A 22,815-nucleotide genomic window follows, 5' to 3' on the forward strand; every position below is an offset into this window, starting at 1 on the left:
GACCGTCGTGCCCGACGCTCCACGCACTGACTCCATCCCGACGACCGCCGCCACCGAGCGGACGGCCACCGGCAGCATCCGCATCCCGTCGTCCACGGGTGCGATCCGCACCCTCGGATCTAACCCGGCCACGGCGCCGATCATGCTGCACCCCGGCGACTCGATCTCGAACGGCCGCCGCGCGCTGTACATCGTGCTGCTCGGTGCGCTCACCGCACTCGGACCGTTCACGATCGACCTCTACCTGCCCGCGTTCCCCGTGCTCGAGCAGGACTTCGAGACCACGGCCGCGGCGATCCAGCTCACCCTGACCGGCACGATGATCGGCTTCGCGCTCGGGCAGCTCGTGGTGGGGCCGCTCAGCGACAAGGTCGGACGCCGCATCCCCCTGATCGCCGTGACAGCGCTGCACGTGCTGGCCAGTGCCGCGGCCGCCTATGCTCCGACGCTGCCGCTGCTCAGCGGTGCTCGCGTGCTCATGGGCGTCGGCGCCGCCGCCGGTGGCGTCGTCGCGATGGCGATCGTGCGCGACCTGTTCGGCGGACGCCGCCTGGTCGTGATGCTGTCGCGCCTCGCCCTCGTGTCGGGCGTGGCGCCGGTCATCGCGCCGCTGATCGGCTCGTGGCTGCTCACGCTGATGCCCTGGCGCGGGATCTTCGTGGTGCTCGCGCTCTACGGCGTGGTGATGCTCGTGTCGGCCATCGTCTTCATCCCCGAGACGCTCCCCATCGCCCGCCGACAGGAGAGGGGCGGCGCGACCGTCCTGCAGCGCTACCGCTCGGTGTTCTCCGACCGGGTCTTCATCGGCGTGCTGATCATCGGCGGCATGACGTTCTCGGGTCTGTTCTCCTATCTCTCCGCGTCGCCGTTCCTGTTCCAGCAGACGCACGGACTCGATGCGCAGCAGTACGGCCTCCTGTTCGCCGTGAACTCGCTGGGCGTCGTCGCGGGCGTGCAGACGGCGTCGCGCCTCGCGGCGCGCTTCGGTCCTCAGTGGGTCATGGCCTACTCGACCGCAGTGCTGCTGCTCGCAGGGGCGGCGATCATCGTCACCGACCAGCTGGGTCTCGGTCTCTGGGGCACGGTGATCCCGCTGTTCGTCTTCATGACGGCGTGCGGTTTCACGTTCCCGAACGTGCAGGTGCTCGCACTCGACAGGCACGGCAAGGCGGCAGGCACTGCGGCGTCCGTGATCGGAGCCACGAACTTCGGCGTCGCGGGACTGATCTCGCCGGTCGTCGGCTGGGTGTCCCAGGGCGCCGGAATCACCGCGACGACCATGGCGTCGGTGATGGTCGGATGCGCGGCGATCGGCGTCCTGTCGCTGTGGTTGATCGTGCGCCCCCGGACTGTCGGCATGCTCGCTCCCTGATATTCAGCATCCGACCGGCAGAATGGTTCGATGAGACGACGAACGCTGCTGTGGTGGGGAATAGGGATGCTCGTCGCGGCGACGCTCCTCGGGGCGGCGATCGTGTTCGGTTACACCGAGCCTCCGGGGTTCGACACCTGGTGGAACGAGACGATCAGCACGCACCGCGCCGACTGGATGCTGTCGTTCGCGCTGATCCTCAACGACATCGGCGGCGGGTGGGTCGCCATCCTCGTCGTGCCGCTGCTCCTGATCATCGCTCTGCTGATCGCTCGGCGATGGCGGGCCGCCGTGTTCGCCGCCGCCGCATTCCTCGCCAGCGCCGGAGCGGTGCAGCTGCTCAAGCAGCTCTTCGGGCGTGCGCGACCGGAGGACATGATCGTCGTGAGCGACTACGGGTCCTTCCCCTCGGGGCACACGGCCAATGCGGCGACCATCGCGGTCGTACTGTGGCTCGTCTTTCCGCGGGTGTGGACCGCGATCCTCGGAATCCTGTGGGTGGTCGCGATGGCTCTCTCGCGCACGCTGCTCTCTGTGCACTGGGCCACCGACACCCTGGGTGGTGCTCTCGTCGGAGCCGGCGTGGTGCTGGTGCTGGGCTCCGTGATGCTGCCATGGGTGCAATCGGCCTCGCGCCGGGCTGCGGTGCCCGCGCCGATAGGCTGACGGGACACCCCATCTCACCGAGGAGCCGTCGTGTCCCGCATCCGTCCGTATCGTCCGTCCGACCGCGCAGCTCTGTACGAGGTGTGTACGAGGACGGCGGATGCCGGCGCTGACGCGACCGGCGTCTTCTCGGACGATTCCCTCTGGGGCGACCTCTTCGCGGTGCCCTACGCCGAACGGCATCCGGATCTCGCGTGGGTGGTCGAGACCGACGACGAGCGCGTGATCGGCTACCTCGTCGCGACCGACGATACCGATGCCTTCGCCACCTGGTTCCGTGACGAGTGGTGGCCGACGCTGCAGGAGCGGTATCCGCGGGTGGCCGAGCCCACGACCCGTGAAGAGCGGATGATCGAGCACGGGTACAGCCAGGCGCCGGGGCGGAACGCCAATGCCGCGGAGTATCCAGCGCACCTGCACATCGATCTGCTGCCCGAGACGCAGGGGCAGGGACTCGGACGCGCGCTCATCGAGACGCTGTTCGCCGAGCTCAGCCGCCGCGGAGTGCGCGGACTGCACCTGGGCATGGATCCGAAGAACACGGGAGCGGCCGCCTTCTACGAGCGCCTCGGCATGACGCCGTTGCCGGCTGAGCCGGGCGGGCAGAGCTACGGAGTGCGGTTCGCCTGATCGGCGCGAGTCGGTGCCTCAGCTGTCGATCGCGCGATCCTCGGCGTGTGCGCCGTAGTGGTCGGACTGCTGCCGCATGAGATCTCTCATCGACGTCTCCGGTCCGACGCCGTAGACCGTGCCCACGAAGTCGAGATCCCGCTGGATCGCCCAGATCTCCTCATGCCGTTCGGGTGGCAGGATCGCTGCCGGCGTGCCCACCGCGACCCACCCGAGGTGACGGCGGGACTCCAGTGCTCGCTTCGCTCGCTCCTCCCCGAATCCCCAGGCGCTCGACAAAAAAGCTAGAGGGCCCCCGCTGGCGCGGAGACCCTCTAGCTTTTTTGGCGGTGACGGCGGGATTCGAACCCGCGGTTGCTTGCACAACACACGCTTTCCAAGCGTGCTCCTTCGGCCGCTCGGACACGTCACCAAGGAACAACCTGAACAGTCTATCCGATCGCGCGGACCGCCCACGACCAGCCCGAGGCGCCGTCGCCGCCAGGGGGATACCGTCGCACCGGAATGCGATCCGTTGCGGCCTTGTGTGGTCGACGCGCGCTATCTAACCTCGAATGAAGACAGTACGAAGTCATGCGAAACGGGCGACGCACTGTTCTAACCATGCCCTGTGAAATCGACCGTCGGTCGGTCGATGCACATCGTCGCGAAAGGACCTCCATGACGTCAGCCGACACTGCAGCATCGACCACCACCGCAGTGCGCACCGCACTGCGATTGGCATACTCGCGAGCGCTCGCAGATCTCGGACTCGACGCGATAGGGCGGGCGCGCTTCGGATGGCGCGATAGATCGATCGGCTCGATGGTCGAGCGCGCCGGTACAAGGCAGTGGCTGCGGGTGGTGTGGTCTCGCAGACAGTGGGCGCGCAACGACTGGTGGACGGGCAATCAGGATGCGGCGATGATCACCGGTGTCGAGAAGCCCCGGCTGCTCGACGTGCGCGCGTGGGAAGAGGGGCCGCTGGTGTATCGGGCCGAGCTCATGAGCCTGCTGCCGGGCCGTGCGTGCGCCCCGACCTCCGTCCTCGCGCGGACTCCGGGGCTGGATGAGTCCTGGTGGGTCGACCTCGAGCGCAACTTCGATGCGCTGGCGGCGGTATCGACGGATCGCACCATGCTCGACCCCGAGATCGTCCGTCGCCGGATCACCGTGTTCTTCGGCATCGACCTCCCCGTCGATCAGGACGACTGGGTGCCGAGCCACGGCGACCTGCACTGGAACAATCTGCACCGAGAGCCCTTCGGTATCGCTGACTGGGAGTCCTGGGGTCTTGCGCCGCAGGGGTATGACGCGGCCTTCCTGCTGGGGCACTCGCTGGCCGTGCCGCATGTGGCCGATCAGATCGCGCGGCGCTTCCGGCGCGACCTCGAGACCGAGGGCGGCATCGTCTCGCAGCTGTACGTCATGACGAAGCTGCTGACGAGAGCTGACGCGGGGGAGCACGTCGGGCTCGTGCCTGCCGTGCATCGCCAGGTCGGTCGACTTCTCGGCACGAGGATGCCTCTCCGGCGGAGGAGTCCCGTCAGGTCGACGTAAAATCTCCAGGTGGCAACCCCCAAGATCGTTCTGTTCTATGTGTTCACCCCGCTCGCCGACCCTGAGGCGATCCGGGTGTGGCAGCGTGACCTCGGCGAGGCCCTCGGACTCCGGGGTCGGCTTCTGATCTCGAAGGACGGAGTCAACGGCACACTCGGCGGTGACCTTCTCGCCCTCAAGAAGTGGGCACGATCCTTCCGGTCGTACGCGCCGTTCAAGAACGCCGACATCAAGTGGAGCGAGGGCAGCGGGGTCGACGTCGACGGTCGCAGCATCGACTTCCCGAAGCTGAGCGTCAAGGTGCGCGACGAGATCGTCTCGTTCGGGGCGCCGGGCGAGCTGCGCGTCGACGAGCAGGGCGTCATCGGCGGAGGCACGCGACTCACACCCGAGCAGCTGCACGAGCTCATGGGCGAGCGTGGTGACGACGTCGTGTTCTTCGACGGACGCAATGCGCTCGAGGCGCAGATCGGTCGCTTCCGCGGGGCCGTCGTGCCAGACACCGAGACCACGCGAGACTTCGTCCAGCTGCTCGACTCCGGCGAATACGACGATCTCAAGGGCAAGCCCGTGGTGACGTATTGCACCGGCGGCATCCGCTGCGAGGTCCTCTCGAGTCTGATGACGTCGCGCGGGTTCGGTGAGGTCTATCAGCTAGAGGGAGGCATCGTGCGCTACGGCGAGCAGTACGGCGACGACGGCCTCTGGGAGGGATCGCTCTACGTGTTCGACAAGCGCGGATCCGTCGACTTCTCCGATCACGCCGCCGTGATCGGCGAGTGCGTCGGATGCGGCACCGCGACCAAGCGCACGGCGAACTGCCCCGACCCCTCCTGCCGCACGCAGTTCGTGGTGTGCGAGTCCTGCGACGCCGTGCGCTGCGAACAGCACGCGGCCTGACCGATCACACGGCCTGCCGGCTCAGGCGAGCAGTGCCACGTCGACTCTGCGACTCGTGAAAAGCGACCGCGGCAGCAGGAACGCCAGCACGCGAGTCCGACGGTCGACGCTTTGCCGCAGCCGGACGATCACCTCGCCCAGCGCCACATCGAGATCGCCGGATCGCTCAGCCGACGGTCGCGCGTAGCTCGATAGCTCGACGGCGTCGACGAGGGCGCGCATCGCGTCGGCATCCACGCCGTTGTCCCGGACGAGATCGACGCCGCGCATGCGCGGCGTCTCCGCATCCGAGAGGGGGAGACGCAGATCCTGCATGGTCGCCCGCAGCTCGATCCAGGCCGATGCCGCGTCACCGCTCTTGGCCCGACCACGCCGCGCGACGCGGACCGCCAGGCGAATCAGCGCGGGGAGCAGCAGCGCCGCCAGCACGCCGAGCGTCGTGAGCATGACGGGCGTCGGGTCGAGACGCCGCAGCTCGCCGTTCGCGCCCGCGTTGTCGCCCGCGTCCTCCCGCTCGATGACCGGCCCAGAGCTCTGCTCCGCACTGGGGGCGGCGGAGGGAGCCGTCGGCGTCGAACCGCCGGATCCGCCACCAGTGGTCGACCCGGCGGTGAACGCGGTCGGCACGCCGAGAGAGGCGGTCGGCTCGAACGGCACCCAGCCGACCCCGGGGAAGAGCACCTCAGGCCACGAGTGCAGCTGATCGCTCGAGACGGAGTACACGGCCTCATCGCCACGGGTGTTGTCGGTGCGCACGCCGGGCAGGTAGCCGACGACGATGCGCACCTCCATGTCGAGGCTCTCGGCCATGAGCGCGAACGCGCCCGCGAAGTGGATGCAGTATCCCGAGCGCACCTCGAGGAACTGCGCCACCGCATCGACTCCGGTGCCGTCGAAGCCCTCGTCGACCGGGGTGTCGAGCGAGTACGCGAACTGACTGCGGAACCACGACTGCAGGTCGATCAGCCGGTCGTAGTCGTTGGTCGCATCCGCGGTGACCTCCGCGGCCGTCTCAGCGATCACCGCGGGCAGCTCCACGGGCTCCGCCTCGGGATCGACGATCGGCTCGGCGGCCGGGATCGCACGGATCTGCTCGAGTGTGGGCTGCACCTCGATCGAGCGGACGGTGTAATCGTTGCCGACGGCATCCGCGGTCCGAGAGGTGATGGTGCGGTTGTCCGTGCTCACGCGCCAGCCCGCTGTGATGCCCTGCACGCTGGTCGCGGGGTAGGGCACCGGCAGCCAGGAGCTCGACATCCGGATCACGCGGATCGAGGTGTTCTGGTCAGTCGTCTCGATGTCTTCGCCCCACTCGTCCGGGCCGAAGCCGTCGCTCAGGGACTGCAGGTCGCCGCGATCCGGTTCCCACACGCGGCCGTCGAACTCCGACAGGGTCGTGAGCCGAAGGTACGGCGCCGTGTCGGCGGTCGTCGCCATCGTGAGGACCTCGACGGGGTTCGGCTGGCGAAGGTCGTCGCCGAGCCGCAGTGATGCATCGACCGTGACGCCCACGCCAGTGCCGGCGAGACTGGCCGACACCGGCAGGACGGGCGCGACGATGACGGTGACCGCGAGAGCGGCGACACCGACTCCCGCCGCGACCGCTGTGGACGTGCGCCGAGGCGATTCCGGGTTCTGGGCCGCGGTGTACCTCAGCAGGACGATGATCAGGATGCCGAGCATGACGAACCACACGACGTTCACATCGCCGAGCGTGACGATCATCGGCACCGACCCCACGACGGCGGTCAGCAGGCTCGCGAGGATCGCGCCGCGCTGAGCGACGAGCTGGTCGAGCAGGATCGCCACCACCGCGAATCCGATGCCCATCATCGCCTCGAGGCCCGGCGACGCGGCGATCGGCGCGGACCCGAACATGACCTCCTCCCAGGCGGAGGCCGCCAGAGCCTGGAAGGTGAAGATGGTCGCATCGGTGGGGATCACCCCGAAGACGGCGGTGTCTCCCGCCACCAGCAGCACCACGGTGCCGATCGCGACGAGGATCTGCACGCCGATGGTGGCGAGGTCCCGAGCCAAGGCCGCGCGACGGCGCATCGCCGTGCGCATCGTCATGCCGGTGAGCGCGGTGACCACGATCACGATCAGCACCGCGAACGACCACGTGCCCGGTTCGATGACCGAGGCGTAGGGCCACATCGCGACGAGCCCTGCGCCTGCGGCCAGCACCGACGGCAGGACGGTGCCGGCGGGCAGCTCGTGCTCGCGATGCCAGGAGAGCCGCGACGCCCGCTGGGCCTGACGGTCAGCCCGCGACATCGGCTGCTCCGCGGCGCTCGGCGGGCCCGAGCCCGATGCGGTCGGGAAGGACATCCTCCCAGGACTCGGTCACGTCCTCCCCGAGGGTCGCGACGCGCCAGCCGTGCTGCTCCGCCGCCTGCATCGCCCCGGGGTGCGGCGCGGTCGCGAACAGCATCGGCGCGGCCGCGCCGGAGGGACGAAGCAGCGCGGCATCCTCTTCATCGATCTCACCGGTGATGTAGATGAGCGGGCCGGGGGGAGCGCCGCCGACCAGAGCGGCGACGTCGCGGGCCTCGCCACGAGGGGCGACGAGGGCGAGTGCGACGAGCAGACCGTCGCGGTCGTCTTCGTGGCCGCGGAGTGTGCCCAGAAGCGTCCCCGCGCTGTCGATCACGTCGACGCCATACCCCTCCTGCACGAGATGCACCGCGACGGAGGCGCACATCGACACGGCCCGCTCGAACGCGGGATCCGACTCGTCGCCTGGGCGGGCCCAGCGCGCGGAGCTCCGGTCGAAGACGACGAGGGCGTCCGGACTCGACTCCTCCTCTTCCTGGCGCACCATCAGCTGCCCCCGGTGCGCGGTCGCCCGCCAGTGGATGCGGCGCATGGAGTCGCCCGAGATGTAGCGGCGCGGTGAGAGGTTGTCGCTGCCCTGGCCCAGACGGCTCGACGACGTGTGCGCCGTGCCTCCGGCCGCCCCCACCTTCACCGTGAGCGGCGCGAGCGTGAACACCTCGGGCACGACCGTCACGGTGCGGGTCTCGCCGAACTCCTGTTCGCGCTGCGCGAGACCGAACGGATCGACGGTGCGGAGCACCAGCGGCCCGATCGGCCAGACGCCCCGCCGCACCCCCGTGATCAGATAGGTGAGCTGGCCGGTCTCGGACGGGTACTCGCCCGCCGAGTCACCGGCCACCGCGTCGGGGAGCACGTCACGCCAGAGGCCACGAGGAACGCGCAGGGCCCGCACCGTGAAGCGCAGGGTGACACGAGACGTCTCTGAGACCGTCAGCAGATCGGTCGAGACCTGCCGTGCGACCGAGCCCGAGCGCCTCGGCAGCCGCACCGCGAGCACCGACAGCGCGGTCAGGGCGAGCAGGAGCACGCCGATGTAGAGCAGGATCGCGGTGCCGAGCATGTTCGCCGCGATCAGGCACCCGAGCCCTGCGATGAGCGCACCCGTGCCGCGGAGGGTGAGGGTTCGACGACGGCGCATGGCGAGCGGAAGCGGGTCAGGACCGCGCGGTGACGGGAACCCGCACGCGCTCGACGATCTGCCGCAGCGCGGCCTCGACGGGCTGCGCGCCGGCTCGGTGCGCTCCGCGAGCCGGAAGCAGCCGGTGCGCGAACACGGGGATGATCAGGGCGGTCACGTCGTCGGGGATCACGAAGTCGCGGCCGTCGAGGGCCGCCCACACCTTGGCGGCCCTGATCAGCTGGAGCGTCGCGCGCGGGCTCGCGCCCAGGTGCAGATTGGGGTCGGCGCGTGTCGCATGGGCGAGCGCCACCGTGTACTCCTCGAGAGCGGGTGCGACATGCACCGAACGGGCCCAGGCGATCAGCCCCGAGATCGATGCCGCGTCGGCGACGGCGCGCACGGCGGCGAGCGGATTGACCGTGTCGCGCTGGCGCAGCATGAGGGCCTCGGCCGCGGCATCCGGGTATCCCATCGAGATGCGCATCATGAAGCGGTCCCGCTGGGCCTCGGGCAACGCGTAGGTGCCCTCCATCTCGAGGGGGTTCTGGGTGGCCACGACGAGGAAGGGGTCGGGAAGCATGTGGGTCGACCCGTCGACCGTGACCTGCCCCTCTTCCATGGCCTCGAGCAGCGCTGACTGCGTCTTCGGGGACGATCGGTTGATCTCGTCGGCGATCACGATGTGCGCGAACACGGCTCCGCGCTTGAACTCGAATTCGCGGTCGACGGGGTTGTAGACGCTCACACCGGTCACGTCTCCCGGAAGGAGATCGGGGGTGAACTGAATGCGGCGGACCGTCGCGTCGACGCTCGCGGCGAGAGCGCGGGCCAGCATGGTCTTGCCCACGCCCGGCACGTCTTCGATCAGCAGATGCCCTTCGGCGAGCAGACAGACGAGCGCGCTCCGCACGGCATCAGGCTTGCCGTCGATCACCCGGCCCACGGACTCGACGATGGCCGACGTCTGCGCGGCGAACTGCTCGGCGTCGACGACGGCCGGGATCAGGGGCGGATTCTCTGGCATGCGTTCCCTCTCGCGTGGGCGCTGCGGTGCGCGTGAACCGATCGTAACCCGGCTGTCTCGGGAAGGGGTGGGAACCGGGCCATCCGCGGCGCGCACTGGGGAAGCGTCGGCGGGTCAGCCCCAGACGCGCGCTCGCGGCTCCGCGGTGTCCACCCGGCTGTCCACGCTGCGGGCGACACGTAGCAGGGCGAGCCCCCGCACCCCGTTCAGCTCGTGAAGCGAGCACGTGCCGATCAGAGCCTGCCAGTGATCGCGGAAGCGCTCGGCGTCTCCGCGCCGCCGAGCGATCAGGCGAGGCACTGCCAGAAGCGTGCGTCCGGGCGAGAGACGGTCGGCGAGACGCTCGATCGCGCGGATCCTCGGCAGGCCGGCCGCGTCGATGCGCAGCAGGAAGCGGGGAGTGCGCGCGGGTGCGAAGAGCTCCTCGACGGCATCCGCGATCGCGCGGGCGTCGGGGGCAGTGCCGCCCAGCTCGATGCGGATCCGCGTGGGGTCGCTCTCGTCAGGGCGTGCGGTGATCGCGGACTCGTCGATCGGTCCGATGCGGCCTGCCTCATGCATCGTGCGGGCGACGGCGACCGCAGCCGCCCGATAGATCTCGGCCGGCCGCGCGCGATCGCGCAGCGAGCGGACGAGCATGCGCACAGCGGATGCCGTCGCCGCCACCGCGCCGCCGCCGAGTGCGAGCGCCACCGCGAGAACGGGAGCGAGGGAGACCCCCGAGACGGCGAGTACGGCGACGAAGGCGCCCACCGCCGCGGTGCCGGTGACGAATCCGGCGACAGCACCGGCGCTCGCCGTCTGGCCGGCGCGCAGCAGCGGCGCGCGTGAGGTCCGGCGGAGCGCGATCGTCTCGCGCTGCTGCGGGCGATAGGCATCGCCGATCCGCCATTCCTCCCTGGTCCGGCTGCGAGAGGGCGAGTTCTCGCGCAGGACGGCGTCGATATCCCCGGTCGATGTCGAGGGATCCTTGTCGAGCACCCGCTTCCACGCCTCGATGGCGGACGGGGAGAGCGCATGCCCGAGACCGCTGACGATCCGGCCGTCGCCTTCAGCGCTCAGACCCCACAGATGGGAATGCCGACGGCGGAGCCGACCGGACTCCGAACCGTCGTCGAGGTCGACGTGCGACGGGATCAGGCACACCACAGACCAGTTGTGAGCGACCTTCTCGGGCCACGCGGGATCGAGTCGCAGCGTGCGGCCTCGCAGCTGCTGGGTGCCCGACGACGTGGCCACGGTGGTGAGGTCCACGAGGGTGTTGACCGAGGGGCAGTCCCATCCTTCGCCGAGCAGCCCTCGGGTGCCGATCAGCAGACGGACATGCCCTCGGCGGATCAGCTCCGACACGGCACCGACCACCCGTCCGCTCCCGGCCGAGCGCACCCGCAGATCGCGCACGGGGCCGATGCCGTCTGCAACGCCGACGGGCTCGCCGAGCAGGTCGCCCAGCGCGGCGGCTATGTCGTCCGCATCCTCGGCGCGGACCCGCAGGTGCTGCGAGGTGAGCAGGACCGGACGCAGTCGCGCCGTGACCGGATCGACCGCGAGGAGGTCGAACGTCCGCAGTGCCCCTGCCGGTGCGGCCCCGGCGAGTCCCCGGTGGTTGCCGTGCTCGACGAAATCGGTCACGACGACCGCACGGATCCGGTCGCCGTCAGTGCTCGCGAGTTCTCGGTGCAGGATCTCGACGGCCGCGTGATCCTTGGCGGCCGAGAACGCCAGCGTGGTCTCGATCGGGTTGCGACCGCGTCGGATGCCCCGGTCGGTCAGCGCGTAGCCGAAGTCAGCGAGAGACCGCCGCACGTAGTCCCACTGGCGCGAGGCCGCGGGGTCGGCGAGCAGCCTCGTCTGGGCGAACCGCGACAGCACCGTGAGCAGGTCGTCAGTCGTGCAGCGATCGAGCAGCACGGGCGGGATCGCGGCGACGAGCGGATGCTGCGGTGCGACCTCGCGCAGCACGAGGGCGCACGATCGGGCGAGGGCGAAGTCCGTCGAGAAGGCCCGGTCGACGCGCGCGAGCGGAGTCTCGGTCGCGGTCGTCGTCTCTGCACTGCCGGGCGGGTCCGAGGGCTGCAGATGCTCCTCGAGATACGACAGGGCATCCGGCGTCGACAGCACCTGCCTGATCAGGTCATGCAGCAGGGACTCGTGCCGTCGGATGAAGGAGGCCTCTGCGGGGGTGGGCTCGGTGAACAGCACGTGGTCGCGATACGGGGCAAGATGCCCCTCCTTCACGACCGCGGGTGTCGGCACCTCGTAATCGACCTCGCCGAGCAGGTGACTGTAGTTCTCGAACTCGGTCTCGTCGTCGGGCGAGGGCAGGGTCGCGGTGAGGCCGATGAGCTTCGGCTCGGCGCCGCTCTCGCGGATGCGTCCGGCGAGGTAGGCCACGACGATCGCCCAATGATCGAGCAGATGATGGCATTCGTCGAGGACGACGGTGCGCACACCCGCCTCGACGAGCCGATCGATGAGGGCGATCGCGTTCGGGTGCAGCACCCGGGCCAGTTCGGAGGGGCGTTGACGCGTGAATCGCGAACGCAGTCGGGTCGCGCGACTGCGGATGCCGGAACGGTGGCGCCCGGGGTTGTCGACCGCGAGCTCGGCGAGCCAGGTCGCGGCATCCGCCTCGGTGCGACCGCTCGCGACGAGTTCTTCCGTCCACACCGCACGGGCGAGGTCGTCGAAGGGGGATCCGTCTCCGGTCACGCTCAGCAGCTGGTAGGTGAGCACCGTCAGATCCCCGAGACGCTCGGGGTCGTCCGAGACGGCCGCCCCGTCGGTCGCCAGCTCTGCCGCGGTGCGCAGCCACTGCTGACGGATGGTCACGGTCGGCGACAGCACGAGCGTGCGATGGCCCTCGCGCGCGGCGAGCAGCAGCCCGAGCAGGGTCTTGCCCGAGCCAGGAGGCGCCACGATGTGCAGCGGGCCATCGCCGCCGGGGGCGAGCCGATCGAGGACCTCGGCCTGATAGGTGCGCAGCGTGCCGGAGAAACGCCACGTCGAGAGGGGAGAGGCGGTGGCGGGATCCATGACCTGCCCAGTCTGTCAAAGAGCACGTGCAGACATCGGCTAGACTTGTCGACGGCTCTCCGCGTGGCGGCATCCAGGCCAATTCCCCCAGGGCGGAAACGCAGCAAGGGTAACCGGGCTCTGCTGGGTGCGCGGAGGGTCACTTTCTTTTTGTCAGCGTCCTCCGGGGCAGTCCTGTCAGGATCGTGACGTGACAAGACCAGACGTGATCAGCACCGCCGACTCTCCGCGCTCGAGCGCTCTCGGCCGGTTCGCGTCTCCCGTCCTCCTCGTGGCCCTCATGTGGGTCGTCCAACTCGCCGATGCGATCCTCCCCGGTTCGTTCACCGGCTTCGGAGTGCGCTCGTGGGATGTCGAGGGCCTCGCCGGCATCCTGGTCGGACCCCTGCTGCACGCCGACTGGGCGCATCTGATCGGCAACACCGTGCCGCTGCTCGTGCTCGGATGCCTGGTCGCTGTCGAAGGAGCCCGGCGATTCTGGGCCGTGACCGCGATGGCCGCCGTGATCGGCGGGGTCGGGACGTGGCTGGTCAACGCGCCGGGCACGCTCACGGTCGGCGCTTCCGGTCTCGTCTTCGGGTACTTCGGCTACACCGTGATGCGTGTGTTCGCCCCCGGTCGGGTCGCCCACCGCGTGCTCTACGCCGTCATCGCTCTCATCGTCATCGCGCTGTACGGCGGATCCATGCTGGCGGGCGTCGTCGGCGTGCGCGAGGGGATCTCCTGGCAGGCCCACCTGTTCGGCGCGATCGGCGGCGGCCTGGCGGCGTTCCTCGGCAGAGGCAGAACCCGGCGCACATGAGCGTCACCACGAGCTCGCGGCGCGCGACATCGCGCACGCGCAGGCGCCCGACCCGTCGTCCGCGCTCGCGCACACGACGGCTGTCACCTCGTCGGCGTGCCCAGCGCCGGCTGCGGCGTCTGAAGGTCCTGCGGCGCATCGGCTGGTCAGCCGTGGCGGTGATCGTCGTCGCGCTCGCCGCAGTGCTCATCCCGCTCGGGCTCGCCCACGAGAGGCCGTTGGCCGTCTGCATCACCGACCCGGCCACGTTCCCCGAGGCCGGCGTCGAGGGCTGGCAGGGGGAGCAGCTCGAGAACGCCGCGACCATCATGCAGACCGCCACCGCGCTCGGGTTCGGGCGCGACGGTCAGATCCTCGGGGTGATGACCGCGATGGGCGAGAGCAGTCTGCACAACATCGACTACGGGGACTGGGAGACGAGCGGGTTCACGAACCCTGACGGCAGCCGCACGACCAGCATCGGACTATTCCAGCAGCAGGAATGGTGGGGGACGGCGGAGCAGCGGATGGACCCGGCGACCGCCGCGACGCTGTTCTACGAGCGGCTCGCGCGCGTGCCCGACTGGCCGTCGTTGGAGCCGTCGCTCGCGATCCACCGGGTGCAGATCAATCTCGATCCGACGTACTACACGCGCTACTCGGCGGATGCCACCGCGGTCGTCGACGCACTCTCGACGCCCTGCTGACGAGATTTCGCATGGCTGTCAACCCGGCGCGGCCAGGAGGAGCTGCGCCTAGTGTGGAGCTGTGGCGAAGAGCATCTACATCACCTCGGCCGAAGGTCATACCGGCAAGTCCACCATCGCCCTCGGCGTGCTCGACGCACTCATGCGCGTCACGCCACGGGTGGGGGTCTTCCGCCCGATCGCTCGCTCGGTGACCGAGCGCGACGACGTGCTCGAGCTGCTGCTCGCGCACGACGGCGTGCAGCTCGACTACGAGGACTGCATCGGGGTGACCTACGACGACGTCCGCGACGATCCCGACCGCGCTCTGTCGACCATCGTCGCCCGCTACAAGGCCGTCGAGGCCCAGTGCGACGCCGTGGTGATCATCGGCAGCGACTACACCGATGTGGCGAGCCCTGCAGAGCTCGGCTACAACGCCCGGATCGCCGCGAACCTCGCAGCGCCCGTCCTGCTCGTGCTCAGCGGGCGTGACCAGCAGCGGCAGGCCGAGCAGCTCGGCACCACGACCGCACGGATCCCCGCGGCCGTCGGGCAGATCGCCGCGCTCGCGCTCTCCGAACTCGAGGTCGAGCGCGCCGAGCTCTTCGCGGTCGCGGTGAACCGAGCCGACCCCGAGTCGCTCACCGACATCGAGGCGGCCGTCGCCGCTGTGCGCCCGCAGAAGACCACGCCCGTGTGGGCGATCCCGGAGGATCGCACCCTGGTGGCGCCGTCGATCAGCGGCATCCTGTCGGCCGTCGACGGACGACTGATCAAGGGCGACCCCGACCGACTGGCGCGCGAGGCGCTGACGATCGTCGTCGCCGGGATGTCGATGGTGAACGTGCTCCCGCGGCTCACCGAGGAATCGGTCGTGGTGATCCCCGCCGACCGCACCGAGGTGCTGCTGGCGACTCTGCTCGCCGACGCGTCCGGCACCTTCCCGCGGGTCGCCGGCATCATCCTGAACGGTCCGTTCCCGCTGCCGGATCCGATCGTGCAGCTGCTCGACGGCTTCACGTCGACCGTGCCGATCATCGCCACGGACCTCGGCACCTACGACACGGCGGTGCGCGTCATGGGCGCACGCGGCCGGATCTCACCCGAGTCGCGTGGCCGGTACGACCGTGCGCTCGGACTCTTCCAGACCCATGTCGACATCACCGAGCTCACGACCCAGCTCGGCCTCGCCGAGTCCCGCGTGGTCACGCCCCTCATGTTCGAGTACGGACTCATCGAGCGCGCGCGCGCCGACCGACGACGGATCGTCCTCCCCGAGGGCGACGACGACCGCATCCTCCGTGCCGCCGCGACCCTGCTCGCGAGGGAGGTCGCCGACCTCACCATCCTCGGAGAAGAATCCGTCGTGCGCTCCCGTGCCGTGGAGCTCGGGGTCGACATCACCGCCGCGCAGGTCATCAGCCCCACGGATCCTGCGATGGTCGAGCGCTTCGCGACCGAGTACGCGCGACTGCGTGCGCACAAGGGCATCACGATCGCGCAGGCGGCCGACACGGTCACGGACGTGTCGTACTTCGGCACCATGATGGTGCACCTCGGGCTCGCCGACGGCATGGTCTCGGGCGCCGCGCACACCACGGCGCACACGATCCGCCCGTCGTTCGAGATCATCAAGACCAAGCCGGGCGTCAACGTCGTCTCGAGCGTGTTCCTGATGGCCCTCGCCGACCGGGTGCTCGTCTACGGAGACTGCGCGGTGATCCCCGACCCGACCAGCGAGCAGCTGGCCGACATCGCGATCTCGTCGGCCGCCACCGCCCGTCAGTTCGGCATCGAGCCGCGCATCGCGATGCTGTCGTACTCGACGGGGGAGTCCGGATCCGGCGCTGACGTCGACAAGGTCCGTGCCGCCACCGCGCTCGTGCACGAGCGCGCGCCCGAGCTGCTCGTCGAGGGGCCGATCCAGTACGACGCCGCGGCCGACGCCGCAGTCGCCAAGGCCAAGCTCCCCGACTCCGCCGTGGCAGGGCGGGCGACCGTCTTCGTCTTCCCCGACCTCAACACGGGCAACAACACCTACAAGGCCGTGCAGCGATCGGCGGGGGCCGTCGCGATCGGACCGGTGCTGCAGGGGCTCAACAAGCCGATCAACGACCTGTCTCGTGGAGCACTGGTCGACGACATCGTGAACACCGTGGCCATCACCGCCATCCAGGCGCAGACCGGTGAGTGACGGCGTCCCCCTATGCTTTCCAGCATGACGATTACCTCGATCCAGCAGCAGCTCGCGACGCCTGAGGGGTTCGCCAAGGCTGTCTCGCCGAAGAGCACGATCTTCGGCATCGCGATCACCTCGCTGGTCTTGAGCGTCATCGGGATCGGCATGAACCTGTTCCAGCTGGGGTCCGCGAGCGGATGGCAGTGGTCGCTCATGTTCCGCTTCTTCTTCGACGCCGGCGCGATCGAGTTCACCGGCAGCCGATCGGGTCGCAGCGAGATCTGGCGTTTCTTCTACGTCTACGGGCCCATCGTCCTGCTGCCGCTCGGCATCATCCTGCTGATCGTGCACTTCGCCACCCGCGGCAAGGCGGGGGCCGGCCTCTACGAGAGCTACAGCCAGCGCGGCTGGATCGGTCGTCAGCTGCTCCCCGGGCTCAAGGTCAAGAACGGGAACAACCAGGTCGATGTCGCCTTCATCTCGCACCCGAGCGTTGCGGATGCCGAGTTCGAGGCCGCTGCTCACCACTACGCCGGCTACCTCGGCACGCTCGACAAGAAGGGCACCAAGGCCGCAGCATCGGCGGCGCTCAAGCAGAAGGTGCTCGCGGGTGTCAGCGCTGCAGCGCTCGCGCCCGGCGTGCCCCCGGCCATCCTCGCGGCCCCCGCGCAGGGCGACGGACAGTACGTGATCGTGGTTCCGCCCGACGCCTCGGGCAAGGGCTCGCTCCAGGTCCTGCCGGTCAAGGCCTGAGCGGTGACGATGAGCGCGATCCTCGTCATCAACAGCGGGTCCTCCTCGCTGAAGTACAGCCTGATCGACATCGAGAACGAGAACGAACTGGCTGCCGGCCTCATCGAGCGGATCGGCCAGGACGTCAGCGCGATCCGGCACACGGTGCGACCGGATTCCTCTGCCGTTGCCGTCGTGACGATGCTCGATGCCTCGTACGACTCCGAACAGCCCCTCGCGGACCACGACGCCGCATTCGCCGTGATGCTCGAGCAGTTCGCCGAGCACGGTCCGCTGCTCGACCAGCATCCGCCGGTCGCCGTCGGCCATCGGGTCGTGCACGGAGGTGCCCGCTTCTATGCGCCGACGCTCGTCACGCGCAACGTCGAGGAGCAGATCGAGGAGCTCTCGGTGCTCGCTCCTCTGCACAACCCGGCGAACCTGGCAGGCATCCTCGCGGCGAAGGCCGTGTTCTCTGAGGTGCCGCACGTCGCGGTGTTCGACACCGCGTTCCACCAGACGCTTCCCGCCGCGGCGTACACCTACGCGATCGACGCCGAGCTCGCAGCCCGGCATCGCGTGCGCCGCTACGGGTTCCACGGCACGAGCCACCAGTTCGTCAGCGAGTCGGCTGCCGCGTTCCTCGGACGCGACCTCGGCACACTCCGTCAGCTCGTCTTCCATCTCGGCAACGGCGCGTCGGTCACCGCGATCGACGGCGGACGTTCGGTGGAGACCTCGATGGGGCTCACCCCGCTCGAGGGACTCGTCATGGGCACGCGTTCGGGCGATCTCGACCCTGCGGCGCTCGTGCACCTGTCGCGTCGAGCCGGGTACTCGATCGACGATCTCGACGCGCTTCTGAACTCCCGCAGCGGGCTCAAGGGCCTCGCCGGACGCAGCGACATGCGCGACATCCTCGCCGGTCGGGCGAGCGGCGACGAGGCGGCGACGCTCGCGTTCGACGTCTACATCCATCGTCTGCGTGCGTACGCCGGTGCATACATCGCTCAGCTCGGCGGGGTCGATGTGATCTCGTTCACCGCGGGGGTCGGAGAGAACGCCGCGGCAGTCCGCGCAGAGGCCATGGCGACACTCGGTTTCGCCGGAGTCGAGATCGACCCCGCGCTCAATGACGCGCGACAGCGCGGCATCCGTCGTATCTCCACCGACGACTCGCGGGTGACCGTGCTGGTCGTACCGACGAACGAAGAGCTCGAGATCGCCAGACAGACCTCGCGCATGCTCTGATCCATACGTCCTCGGGGGTTACCGGCGATGCCGTGCCGCACTACGCTTGCACAGTGGCACGGAGAGGTGCCGGAACCCGTCGTCCTTCTCCTGGAGGCTTTTGTGCCCGAAGCCCTGCCCGATCCGCTCCGCGCCGAAGGGGTCCTGTTCGACCTCGACGGCGTGCTCACCCCGACCGCCGAGGTGCACATGCGCGCGTGGAAGGTCGTGTTCGATGACGTCTTCGAGCGCTGGGGCATTACCCCTCCGTACTCGGATGCCGACTACTTCGACTATGTCGACGGCAAGAAGCGCTATGACGGCGTAGCGAGCCTGCTGCGCAGCCGCAACGTCGAGATCCCGTGGGGCGCTGTCGATGATCAGCCGGAGGCCGAGACGATCTGCGGCATCGGCAATCGCAAGAACGCCGCCTTCGCCCAGTCGCTCCGGGCCGAGGGCATCGCGCCGTTCCCCGGCTCGCTCGCGCTCGTCGAGAAGCTGTCCGCGGCGGGAGTGCCGCTCGGCGTCGTGTCGAGCTCCAAGAACGCCGAAGAGGTGCTGGCCGCGGCCGGCATCCGCTCGTTCTTCCGCATCGTGGTCGACGGCGTCGTCGCCGAGCGTGAGAACCTCGCCTCCAAGCCTGCCGCCGACATGTTCCATGCCGGCGCCGTGGCACTAGGGGTCGACCCGGCTCACAGCATCGCCGTCGAGGATGCGACGTCGGGCGCGGCGTCCGCCGCCGCCGCCGGATTCGCGACCGTCGTCGGCGTCGACCGCGGCGCGGGAGCGGATGCCCTGCGTGACGCGGGCGCGACCGTCGTCGTGGAGGACCTCGACGTCTTCCTCGCAGACCAGGCCACGACAGCCACCGATTCCACCCTCAGCCCCGACTCCGAGGAGACCGCATGATCGACCGCGACCGCTTCCCCGTCGACCCCTGGCGGCTCATCGAGACGCGCTACTCCGAAGACGGAGTGGGGGAGACGCTCTTCAGCGTCGGCAACGGCTACCTCGGGCTCCGCGGCAACCACATCGAAGGACGCGGCGCGCACGAGCACGGCACCTTCATCAACGGACTGCACGAGACGTGGCCCATCCGCCATGCGGAGCAGGCCTATGGCTTCGCCGAGGTCGGGCAGACGATCGTCAACGCGCCAGACGCGAAGGTCATGCGCGTCTACGTCGACGACGAGCCGATCTCCTTCGACGAGGCCGACGTGCGCGAATACCGCCGCACGCTCGACATGCGCACCGGAGTGCTCGAGCGCGTCGTCGTGTGGGAGACACCCTCGGGCAAGCGCGTGCGCATGCGCGACGAGCGGATCGTCAGCTTCGAGGAGCGTCACCTTGCGGTGCTCCGTCTCGAGGTCGTCGTCGAGAACGCCGACGCCCCTGTCACGGTCAGCTGCCAGATGATCAACCGTCAGGACGGCGCCGGCGTCTACGCGGGCACGCCCAACCAGGCGAAGAGCGGGTTCGACCCTCGCAAGTCCGAGAAGATCGCCGAGCGCGTGCTCGAGCCCGCCGAGCACTGGCAGGACGGTCTCCGATCCGCGCTGTCGTATTCGGTCGCCGCATCGGGCATGACGGTGGCGGTCGTCGCCGACCACATCATCGAGACCGAGAACGACTACACCTCGCGCACTCTCATCGAAGAGGACATCTCGAAGAACGTCTTCCGCGTGCAGGCCAAGGCCGGTGTGCCCATCTCGGTCACCAAGCTCGTCAGCTACCACACCTCGCGCGGCGTGCCCGCTCGGGAGCTCGTCGACCGCTGCCGCCGTTCGCTCGACCGCGTCGCCTTCGAGGGCGTGCAGGCGCAGTTCGACCGCCAGGCCGAATGGCTCGCGGCGTTCTGGGCGCGCAGCGACGTGCAGATCGGCGGGCACGACGACATCCAGCAGGCCACTCGGTGGTGCCTGCTGCAGCTTGCTCAGGCATCGGCCCGCGCTGATGGAACCGGCGTGCCGGCGAAGGGCGTCTCGGGGTCGGGGTACAGCGGCCACTACTTCTGGGACACCGAGATCTACGTGCTCCCGTTCCTCACCTACACCTCGCCGCAGTGGGCGCGCAACGCGCTGCGTGCGCGAGTGCTCATGCTGCCGGCGGCCCGCCGTCGGGCGGCTCAGCTGAACGAGGCCGGTGCTCTGTTCCCCTGGCGCACGATCAACGGCGAAGAGGCGTCGGCGTACTACGCCGCAGGCACGGCGCAGTACCACATCAACGCCGACGTCAGCTTCGCGCTCGGCAAGTACGTGCGCGCCACCGGCGACGACGACTTCCTGCGTCGCGAGGGCATCGACATCGCGATCGAGACCGCGCGCCTGTGGGCGACGCTCGGCTTCTGGCGCACGTCGCGCCTCGTCGCCGACACCAAGGACGACGACGGCATCGAGACATTCCACATCCACGGCGTCACGGGCCCCGACGAGTACACGACCGTCGTCAACGACAACCTGTATACGAACGTCATGGCCCGCTACAACCTGCGCTATGCGGCGAAGGTCGTCCGGGAGGCGCAGGAGGCCAACGGCGAGGAGTTCGCCAGGGTCGTCGAGCGCACCGGACTCGCCGAAGGCGAGGCCGAGGGGTGGGAGCGTGCGGCGGATGCGATGTTCATCCCGTTCAGCGAGAGCCTCGGCATCCATCCGCAGGACTCACTGTTCCTCGAGCGCGAGCTCTGGGATCTCGCGCACACCCCGTCGGAGCAGCGTCCGCTGCTGCTGCACTTCCATCCGCTCGTGATCTACCGCTTCCAGGTGCTCAAGCAGGCCGATGTCGTGCTCGCGCTGTTCCTGCAGGGCAACCACTTCACGCCCGAGGAGAAGAAGGCCGACTTCGACTACTACGACCCGCTGACGACGGGCGACTCGACGCTGTCGGCTGTCGTGCAGTCGATCCTCGCCGCGGAGGTCGGATACCAGGAGCTCGCGCTGCAGTACTTCCAGCAGTCGCTGTTCGTCGACCTGCACGATCTGCACCACAACGCGGCCGACGGCGTGCACGTCGCATCCGCCGGCGGTGTGTGGACCGCGCTCGTGTGCGGCTTCGGGGGCATGCGCGACTACGCGGGTGAACTGAGCTTCGACCCTCGGCTGCCGGCCGACTGGCCGTCGCTGTCGTACCCGTTGCAGTGGCAGGGATCGGCGATGCAGATCACTCTGACGAAGGATGCGCTGCGCGTGCAGGTGCGCGCGGGCGACCCCGTGCCGTTCACGGTCCGCGACGTCGCCTACGTCGCCACCGCGGACGAAGAGGTCGTCGTCCCGCTGGCCGACCAGGGGCCGTTGATCGCCGGACGCCCGTCGCTGCGTCAGTTCGCCGATGCCCTTCGCGAGGACGGCACACGGCTGTCGGCATCCGTCCCGGTCATCACCACCGCGATCCCGGTGATCGAGCCGATCGACTGACGGTGCTGATCACCGCATCGCTGTTCGGGCTCGCGCCCGCGCTGCTGCTGCTCGCATTCGCCGTCATCGAGCGGGTGCGATCGGTGCAGCGCGTGGCGTCGCCCGGACCGCGGTTCGCACCGTCGCCAGGTGGCACGGTGCTGTACGACGCGCTGCTGCTGAACGCCGACCGCAGAGCGATCGCCGCAGCACTGATCGACCTGACGGTGCGTCGCAAGGTGCGGCTGCTGGTGGATGCCGAGGACGTGCCGTCCGGGGGCGCGCGCAAGCGCGCGCCGATCGGCATCGAGGTCGTCGACGGCGCAGTATTCACGCCGGAGGAGCTGAGCGTCCTCGAGGCACTGTTCGGTCCGGACCACACCTCTGGTCGGGTGCGACGGTTCAGCTCGGATGCCCGGGCGCTGCACCGTCGAGTGCGCGGCGTGCTCGACGAGACCGAGGCACGGCTCGCCTCCGCAGGGCTGATCGCCCGTGGCCGCCGCGGCTGGGCGACCTTCCTGCTGCGGGTGGCGGCCGTTCTCGTGATCGGCGTGTGCCTGCTGCTGCTCTTCGCAGCGCTCGCGGTGAGCGAACCGGGCGTCGGCGTGTACGCCGTGCCGATCGCGGGTGTCTTGGTCGCCGTCGCGGTGATCGTGGTCGCCCCGCGGCCGTGGCGACGGTTCCTTCCGTCCGCGCAGCCGCTGCGCGCGCACCTCGCCGGCATCCGCGAGTACATCGCCCTCGCCGAGGCCGAGCCGCTGCGGTTCCTCCAGTCGACCGACGGCGCGGATCTGCGGTCAGACGTCTCCGACGAGGCTGAGTCCGCGCGGCTGCAGCGCTTCCTCCTGAACGAGCGGCTGCTGCCCTATGCCGTGCTCTTTGGGCTCGAGCGCTCGTGGACGGCGGCACTGCGCACCGAGTCGCAGGTGCTGCGGGCGGGGGAGAGCCTGGACAGTGCGATCGAGGTCGCCGGAGCCGTCTTCGACGTGATCGAGATCGTCGGTGGAGTCGTCCATCTCGTCGGTGCTGTCGGAGACCTGGTCGACGCGACCGGCGGGGCCGTCGAGGTGGTCGGCGGCGTGTTCGAGGCCGTCTCGTCGTGATTCACGGCGTCGGCCCCGATATCTCGGTGGCGCGGCGCGTGTCGCAGGGTGATCGACGGGACGCGCCTGCCTGAACGTCCGTGGC

18 protein-coding genes, 1 tRNA gene and 1 other RNA gene are annotated in these 22,815 nt (G+C 69.4%); 14 read left to right on the forward strand and 6 right to left on the reverse strand.

The window, feature by feature from the left end; translation table 11 throughout:
• Window positions 1–7: 7 nt before the first annotated feature.
• The 3 genes from ACQ4LY_RS10385 to ACQ4LY_RS10395 are packed head-to-tail and all read left to right on the forward strand — an operon-like array spanning window position 8 to window position 2,668.
• Window positions 8–1,372 (forward strand): multidrug effflux MFS transporter, encoded by a 1,365-nt coding sequence (locus ACQ4LY_RS10385; RefSeq protein WP_431071195.1) that lies wholly within the window; start codon window positions 8–10, stop codon window positions 1,370–1,372.
• 30 nt (window positions 1,373–1,402) lie between these two features.
• Window positions 1,403–2,038 carry a phosphatase PAP2 family protein gene (locus ACQ4LY_RS10390; protein ID WP_431071197.1) on the forward strand — a complete coding sequence of 212 codons (636 nt, stop codon included), beginning with the start codon at window positions 1,403–1,405 and terminating at the stop codon, window positions 2,036–2,038.
• Between the two features lie 30 nt (window positions 2,039–2,068).
• Window positions 2,069–2,668, forward strand: coding sequence for a GNAT family N-acetyltransferase (locus ACQ4LY_RS10395; protein ID WP_431071199.1), 600 nt, complete (start codon window positions 2,069–2,071; stop codon window positions 2,666–2,668).
• A gap of 18 nt (window positions 2,669–2,686) precedes the next feature.
• On the opposite strand, the gene ACQ4LY_RS10400 is transcribed toward ACQ4LY_RS10395, so the two are convergent.
• Together ACQ4LY_RS10400 and ACQ4LY_RS10405 are read right to left on the reverse strand one after the other, a co-directional pair.
• Window positions 2,687–2,869, reverse strand: coding sequence for a hypothetical protein (locus ACQ4LY_RS10400; protein ID WP_431071201.1), 183 nt, complete (start codon window positions 2,867–2,869; stop codon window positions 2,687–2,689).
• A gap of 123 nt (window positions 2,870–2,992) precedes the next feature.
• Window positions 2,993–3,080 (reverse strand) — tRNA-Ser (locus ACQ4LY_RS10405).
• A 248-nt stretch (window positions 3,081–3,328) separates the two neighbouring features.
• Here ACQ4LY_RS10405 and ACQ4LY_RS10410 point away from each other — a divergent pair.
• Both ACQ4LY_RS10410 and ACQ4LY_RS10415 read left to right on the forward strand, forming a co-directional pair.
• A complete protein-coding gene (locus ACQ4LY_RS10410) occupies window positions 3,329–4,207 on the forward strand; it encodes a hypothetical protein (protein ID WP_431071203.1) in 879 nt (292 codons plus the stop codon).
• Window positions 4,208–4,216: 9 nt separating this feature from the next.
• Window positions 4,217–5,107: a rhodanese-related sulfurtransferase gene (locus tag ACQ4LY_RS10415; RefSeq protein WP_431071205.1), complete on the forward strand. Its 891-nt coding sequence runs from the start codon at window positions 4,217–4,219 to the stop codon at window positions 5,105–5,107.
• Window positions 5,108–5,128: 21 nt separating this feature from the next.
• On the opposite strand, the gene ACQ4LY_RS10420 is transcribed toward ACQ4LY_RS10415, so the two are convergent.
• From ACQ4LY_RS10420 to ACQ4LY_RS10435, 4 genes are all read right to left on the reverse strand, one after another.
• A complete protein-coding gene (locus ACQ4LY_RS10420; RefSeq protein ID WP_431071207.1) occupies window positions 5,129–7,384 on the reverse strand; it encodes a transglutaminaseTgpA domain-containing protein in 2,256 nt (751 codons plus the stop codon).
• A complete protein-coding gene (locus tag ACQ4LY_RS10425; RefSeq protein WP_431071209.1) occupies window positions 7,371–8,585 on the reverse strand; it encodes a DUF58 domain-containing protein in 1,215 nt (404 codons plus the stop codon). The genes ACQ4LY_RS10420 and ACQ4LY_RS10425 overlap by 14 nt, the downstream gene beginning before the upstream one ends.
• A 16-nt stretch (window positions 8,586–8,601) precedes the next feature.
• A complete protein-coding gene (locus ACQ4LY_RS10430) occupies window positions 8,602–9,591 on the reverse strand; it encodes an AAA family ATPase (RefSeq protein WP_431071211.1) in 990 nt (329 codons plus the stop codon).
• A gap of 114 nt (window positions 9,592–9,705) precedes the next feature.
• The gene (locus ACQ4LY_RS10435; protein ID WP_431071213.1) at window positions 9,706–12,627 is read right to left on the reverse strand and encodes a DEAD/DEAH box helicase family protein; all 2,922 of its coding nucleotides are present in this window, start codon (window positions 12,625–12,627) and stop codon (window positions 9,706–9,708) included.
• A 50-nt stretch (window positions 12,628–12,677) separates the two neighbouring features.
• On the opposite strand from ACQ4LY_RS10435, the gene ffs reads away from it, so the two are divergent.
• From ffs to ACQ4LY_RS10480, 9 genes are all read left to right on the forward strand, one after another.
• Window positions 12,678–12,774, forward strand: an RNA gene (ffs, locus tag ACQ4LY_RS10440) — signal recognition particle sRNA small type.
• Window positions 12,775–12,817: 43 nt separating this feature from the next.
• A complete protein-coding gene (locus ACQ4LY_RS10445; protein WP_431071215.1) occupies window positions 12,818–13,429 on the forward strand; it encodes a rhomboid family intramembrane serine protease in 612 nt (203 codons plus the stop codon).
• Entirely contained in the window at window positions 13,426–14,115 is a 690-nt protein-coding gene (locus ACQ4LY_RS10450) for a hypothetical protein (RefSeq protein WP_431071217.1), read from the forward strand. Before ACQ4LY_RS10445 ends, ACQ4LY_RS10450 begins: the two co-directional genes overlap by 4 nt.
• A gap of 61 nt (window positions 14,116–14,176) precedes the next feature.
• Window positions 14,177–16,291 (forward strand): phosphate acetyltransferase, encoded by a 2,115-nt coding sequence (pta, locus tag ACQ4LY_RS10455; protein ID WP_431071219.1) that lies wholly within the window; start codon window positions 14,177–14,179, stop codon window positions 16,289–16,291.
• Window positions 16,292–16,315: 24 nt separating this feature from the next.
• Window positions 16,316–17,029, forward strand: coding sequence for a hypothetical protein (locus ACQ4LY_RS10460; RefSeq protein ID WP_431071221.1), 714 nt, complete (start codon window positions 16,316–16,318; stop codon window positions 17,027–17,029).
• 9 nt (window positions 17,030–17,038) lie between these two features.
• Window positions 17,039–18,259, forward strand: a complete 1,221-nt coding sequence (locus ACQ4LY_RS10465; protein ID WP_431071223.1) for an acetate/propionate family kinase — start codon at window positions 17,039–17,041, stop codon at window positions 18,257–18,259.
• A 102-nt stretch (window positions 18,260–18,361) separates the two neighbouring features.
• Window positions 18,362–19,147, forward strand: a complete 786-nt coding sequence (locus ACQ4LY_RS10470) for an HAD family hydrolase (RefSeq protein WP_431071225.1) — start codon at window positions 18,362–18,364, stop codon at window positions 19,145–19,147.
• Window positions 19,144–21,648 carry a glycoside hydrolase family 65 protein gene (locus tag ACQ4LY_RS10475; protein WP_431071227.1) on the forward strand — a complete coding sequence of 835 codons (2,505 nt, stop codon included), beginning with the start codon at window positions 19,144–19,146 and terminating at the stop codon, window positions 21,646–21,648. The genes ACQ4LY_RS10470 and ACQ4LY_RS10475 overlap by 4 nt, the downstream gene beginning before the upstream one ends.
• Window positions 21,649–21,650: 2 nt before the next feature.
• Window positions 21,651–22,730 (forward strand): DUF2207 family protein, encoded by a 1,080-nt coding sequence (locus ACQ4LY_RS10480; RefSeq protein ID WP_431071229.1) that lies wholly within the window; start codon window positions 21,651–21,653, stop codon window positions 22,728–22,730.
• Window positions 22,731–22,815 lie beyond the last annotated feature (85 nt).

Origin of the sequence: Microbacterium phyllosphaerae, from assembly GCF_050628115.1 — a bacterium.
Classification (GTDB): domain Bacteria; phylum Actinomycetota; class Actinomycetes; order Actinomycetales; family Microbacteriaceae; genus Microbacterium; species Microbacterium phyllosphaerae_A.

What these genes read in the sequence shown, in the direction of transcription:
- ACQ4LY_RS10390 (WP_431071197.1), top strand. Translation starts at nt 1,403, where the DNA reads ATGAGACGACGAACGCTGCTGTGGTGGGGAATAGGGATGCTCGTCGCG.
- ACQ4LY_RS10410 (WP_431071203.1), top strand. Translation starts at nt 3,329, where the DNA reads ATGACGTCAGCCGACACTGCAGCATCGACCACCACCGCAGTGCGCACC.
- ACQ4LY_RS10420 (WP_431071207.1), bottom strand. Translation starts at nt 7,384, where the DNA reads ATGTCGCGGGCTGACCGTCAGGCCCAGCGGGCGTCGCGGCTCTCCTGG.
- ACQ4LY_RS10425 (WP_431071209.1), bottom strand. Translation starts at nt 8,585, where the DNA reads ATGCGCCGTCGTCGAACCCTCACCCTCCGCGGCACGGGTGCGCTCATC.
- ACQ4LY_RS10430 (WP_431071211.1), bottom strand. Translation starts at nt 9,591, where the DNA reads ATGCCAGAGAATCCGCCCCTGATCCCGGCCGTCGTCGACGCCGAGCAG.
- ACQ4LY_RS10435 (WP_431071213.1), bottom strand. Translation starts at nt 12,627, where the DNA reads ATGGATCCCGCCACCGCCTCTCCCCTCTCGACGTGGCGTTTCTCCGGC.
- ACQ4LY_RS10450 (WP_431071217.1), top strand. Translation starts at nt 13,426, where the DNA reads ATGAGCGTCACCACGAGCTCGCGGCGCGCGACATCGCGCACGCGCAGG.
- ACQ4LY_RS10460 (WP_431071221.1), top strand. Translation starts at nt 16,316, where the DNA reads ATGACGATTACCTCGATCCAGCAGCAGCTCGCGACGCCTGAGGGGTTC.
- ACQ4LY_RS10465 (WP_431071223.1), top strand. Translation starts at nt 17,039, where the DNA reads ATGAGCGCGATCCTCGTCATCAACAGCGGGTCCTCCTCGCTGAAGTAC.
- ACQ4LY_RS10475 (WP_431071227.1), top strand. Translation starts at nt 19,144, where the DNA reads ATGATCGACCGCGACCGCTTCCCCGTCGACCCCTGGCGGCTCATCGAG.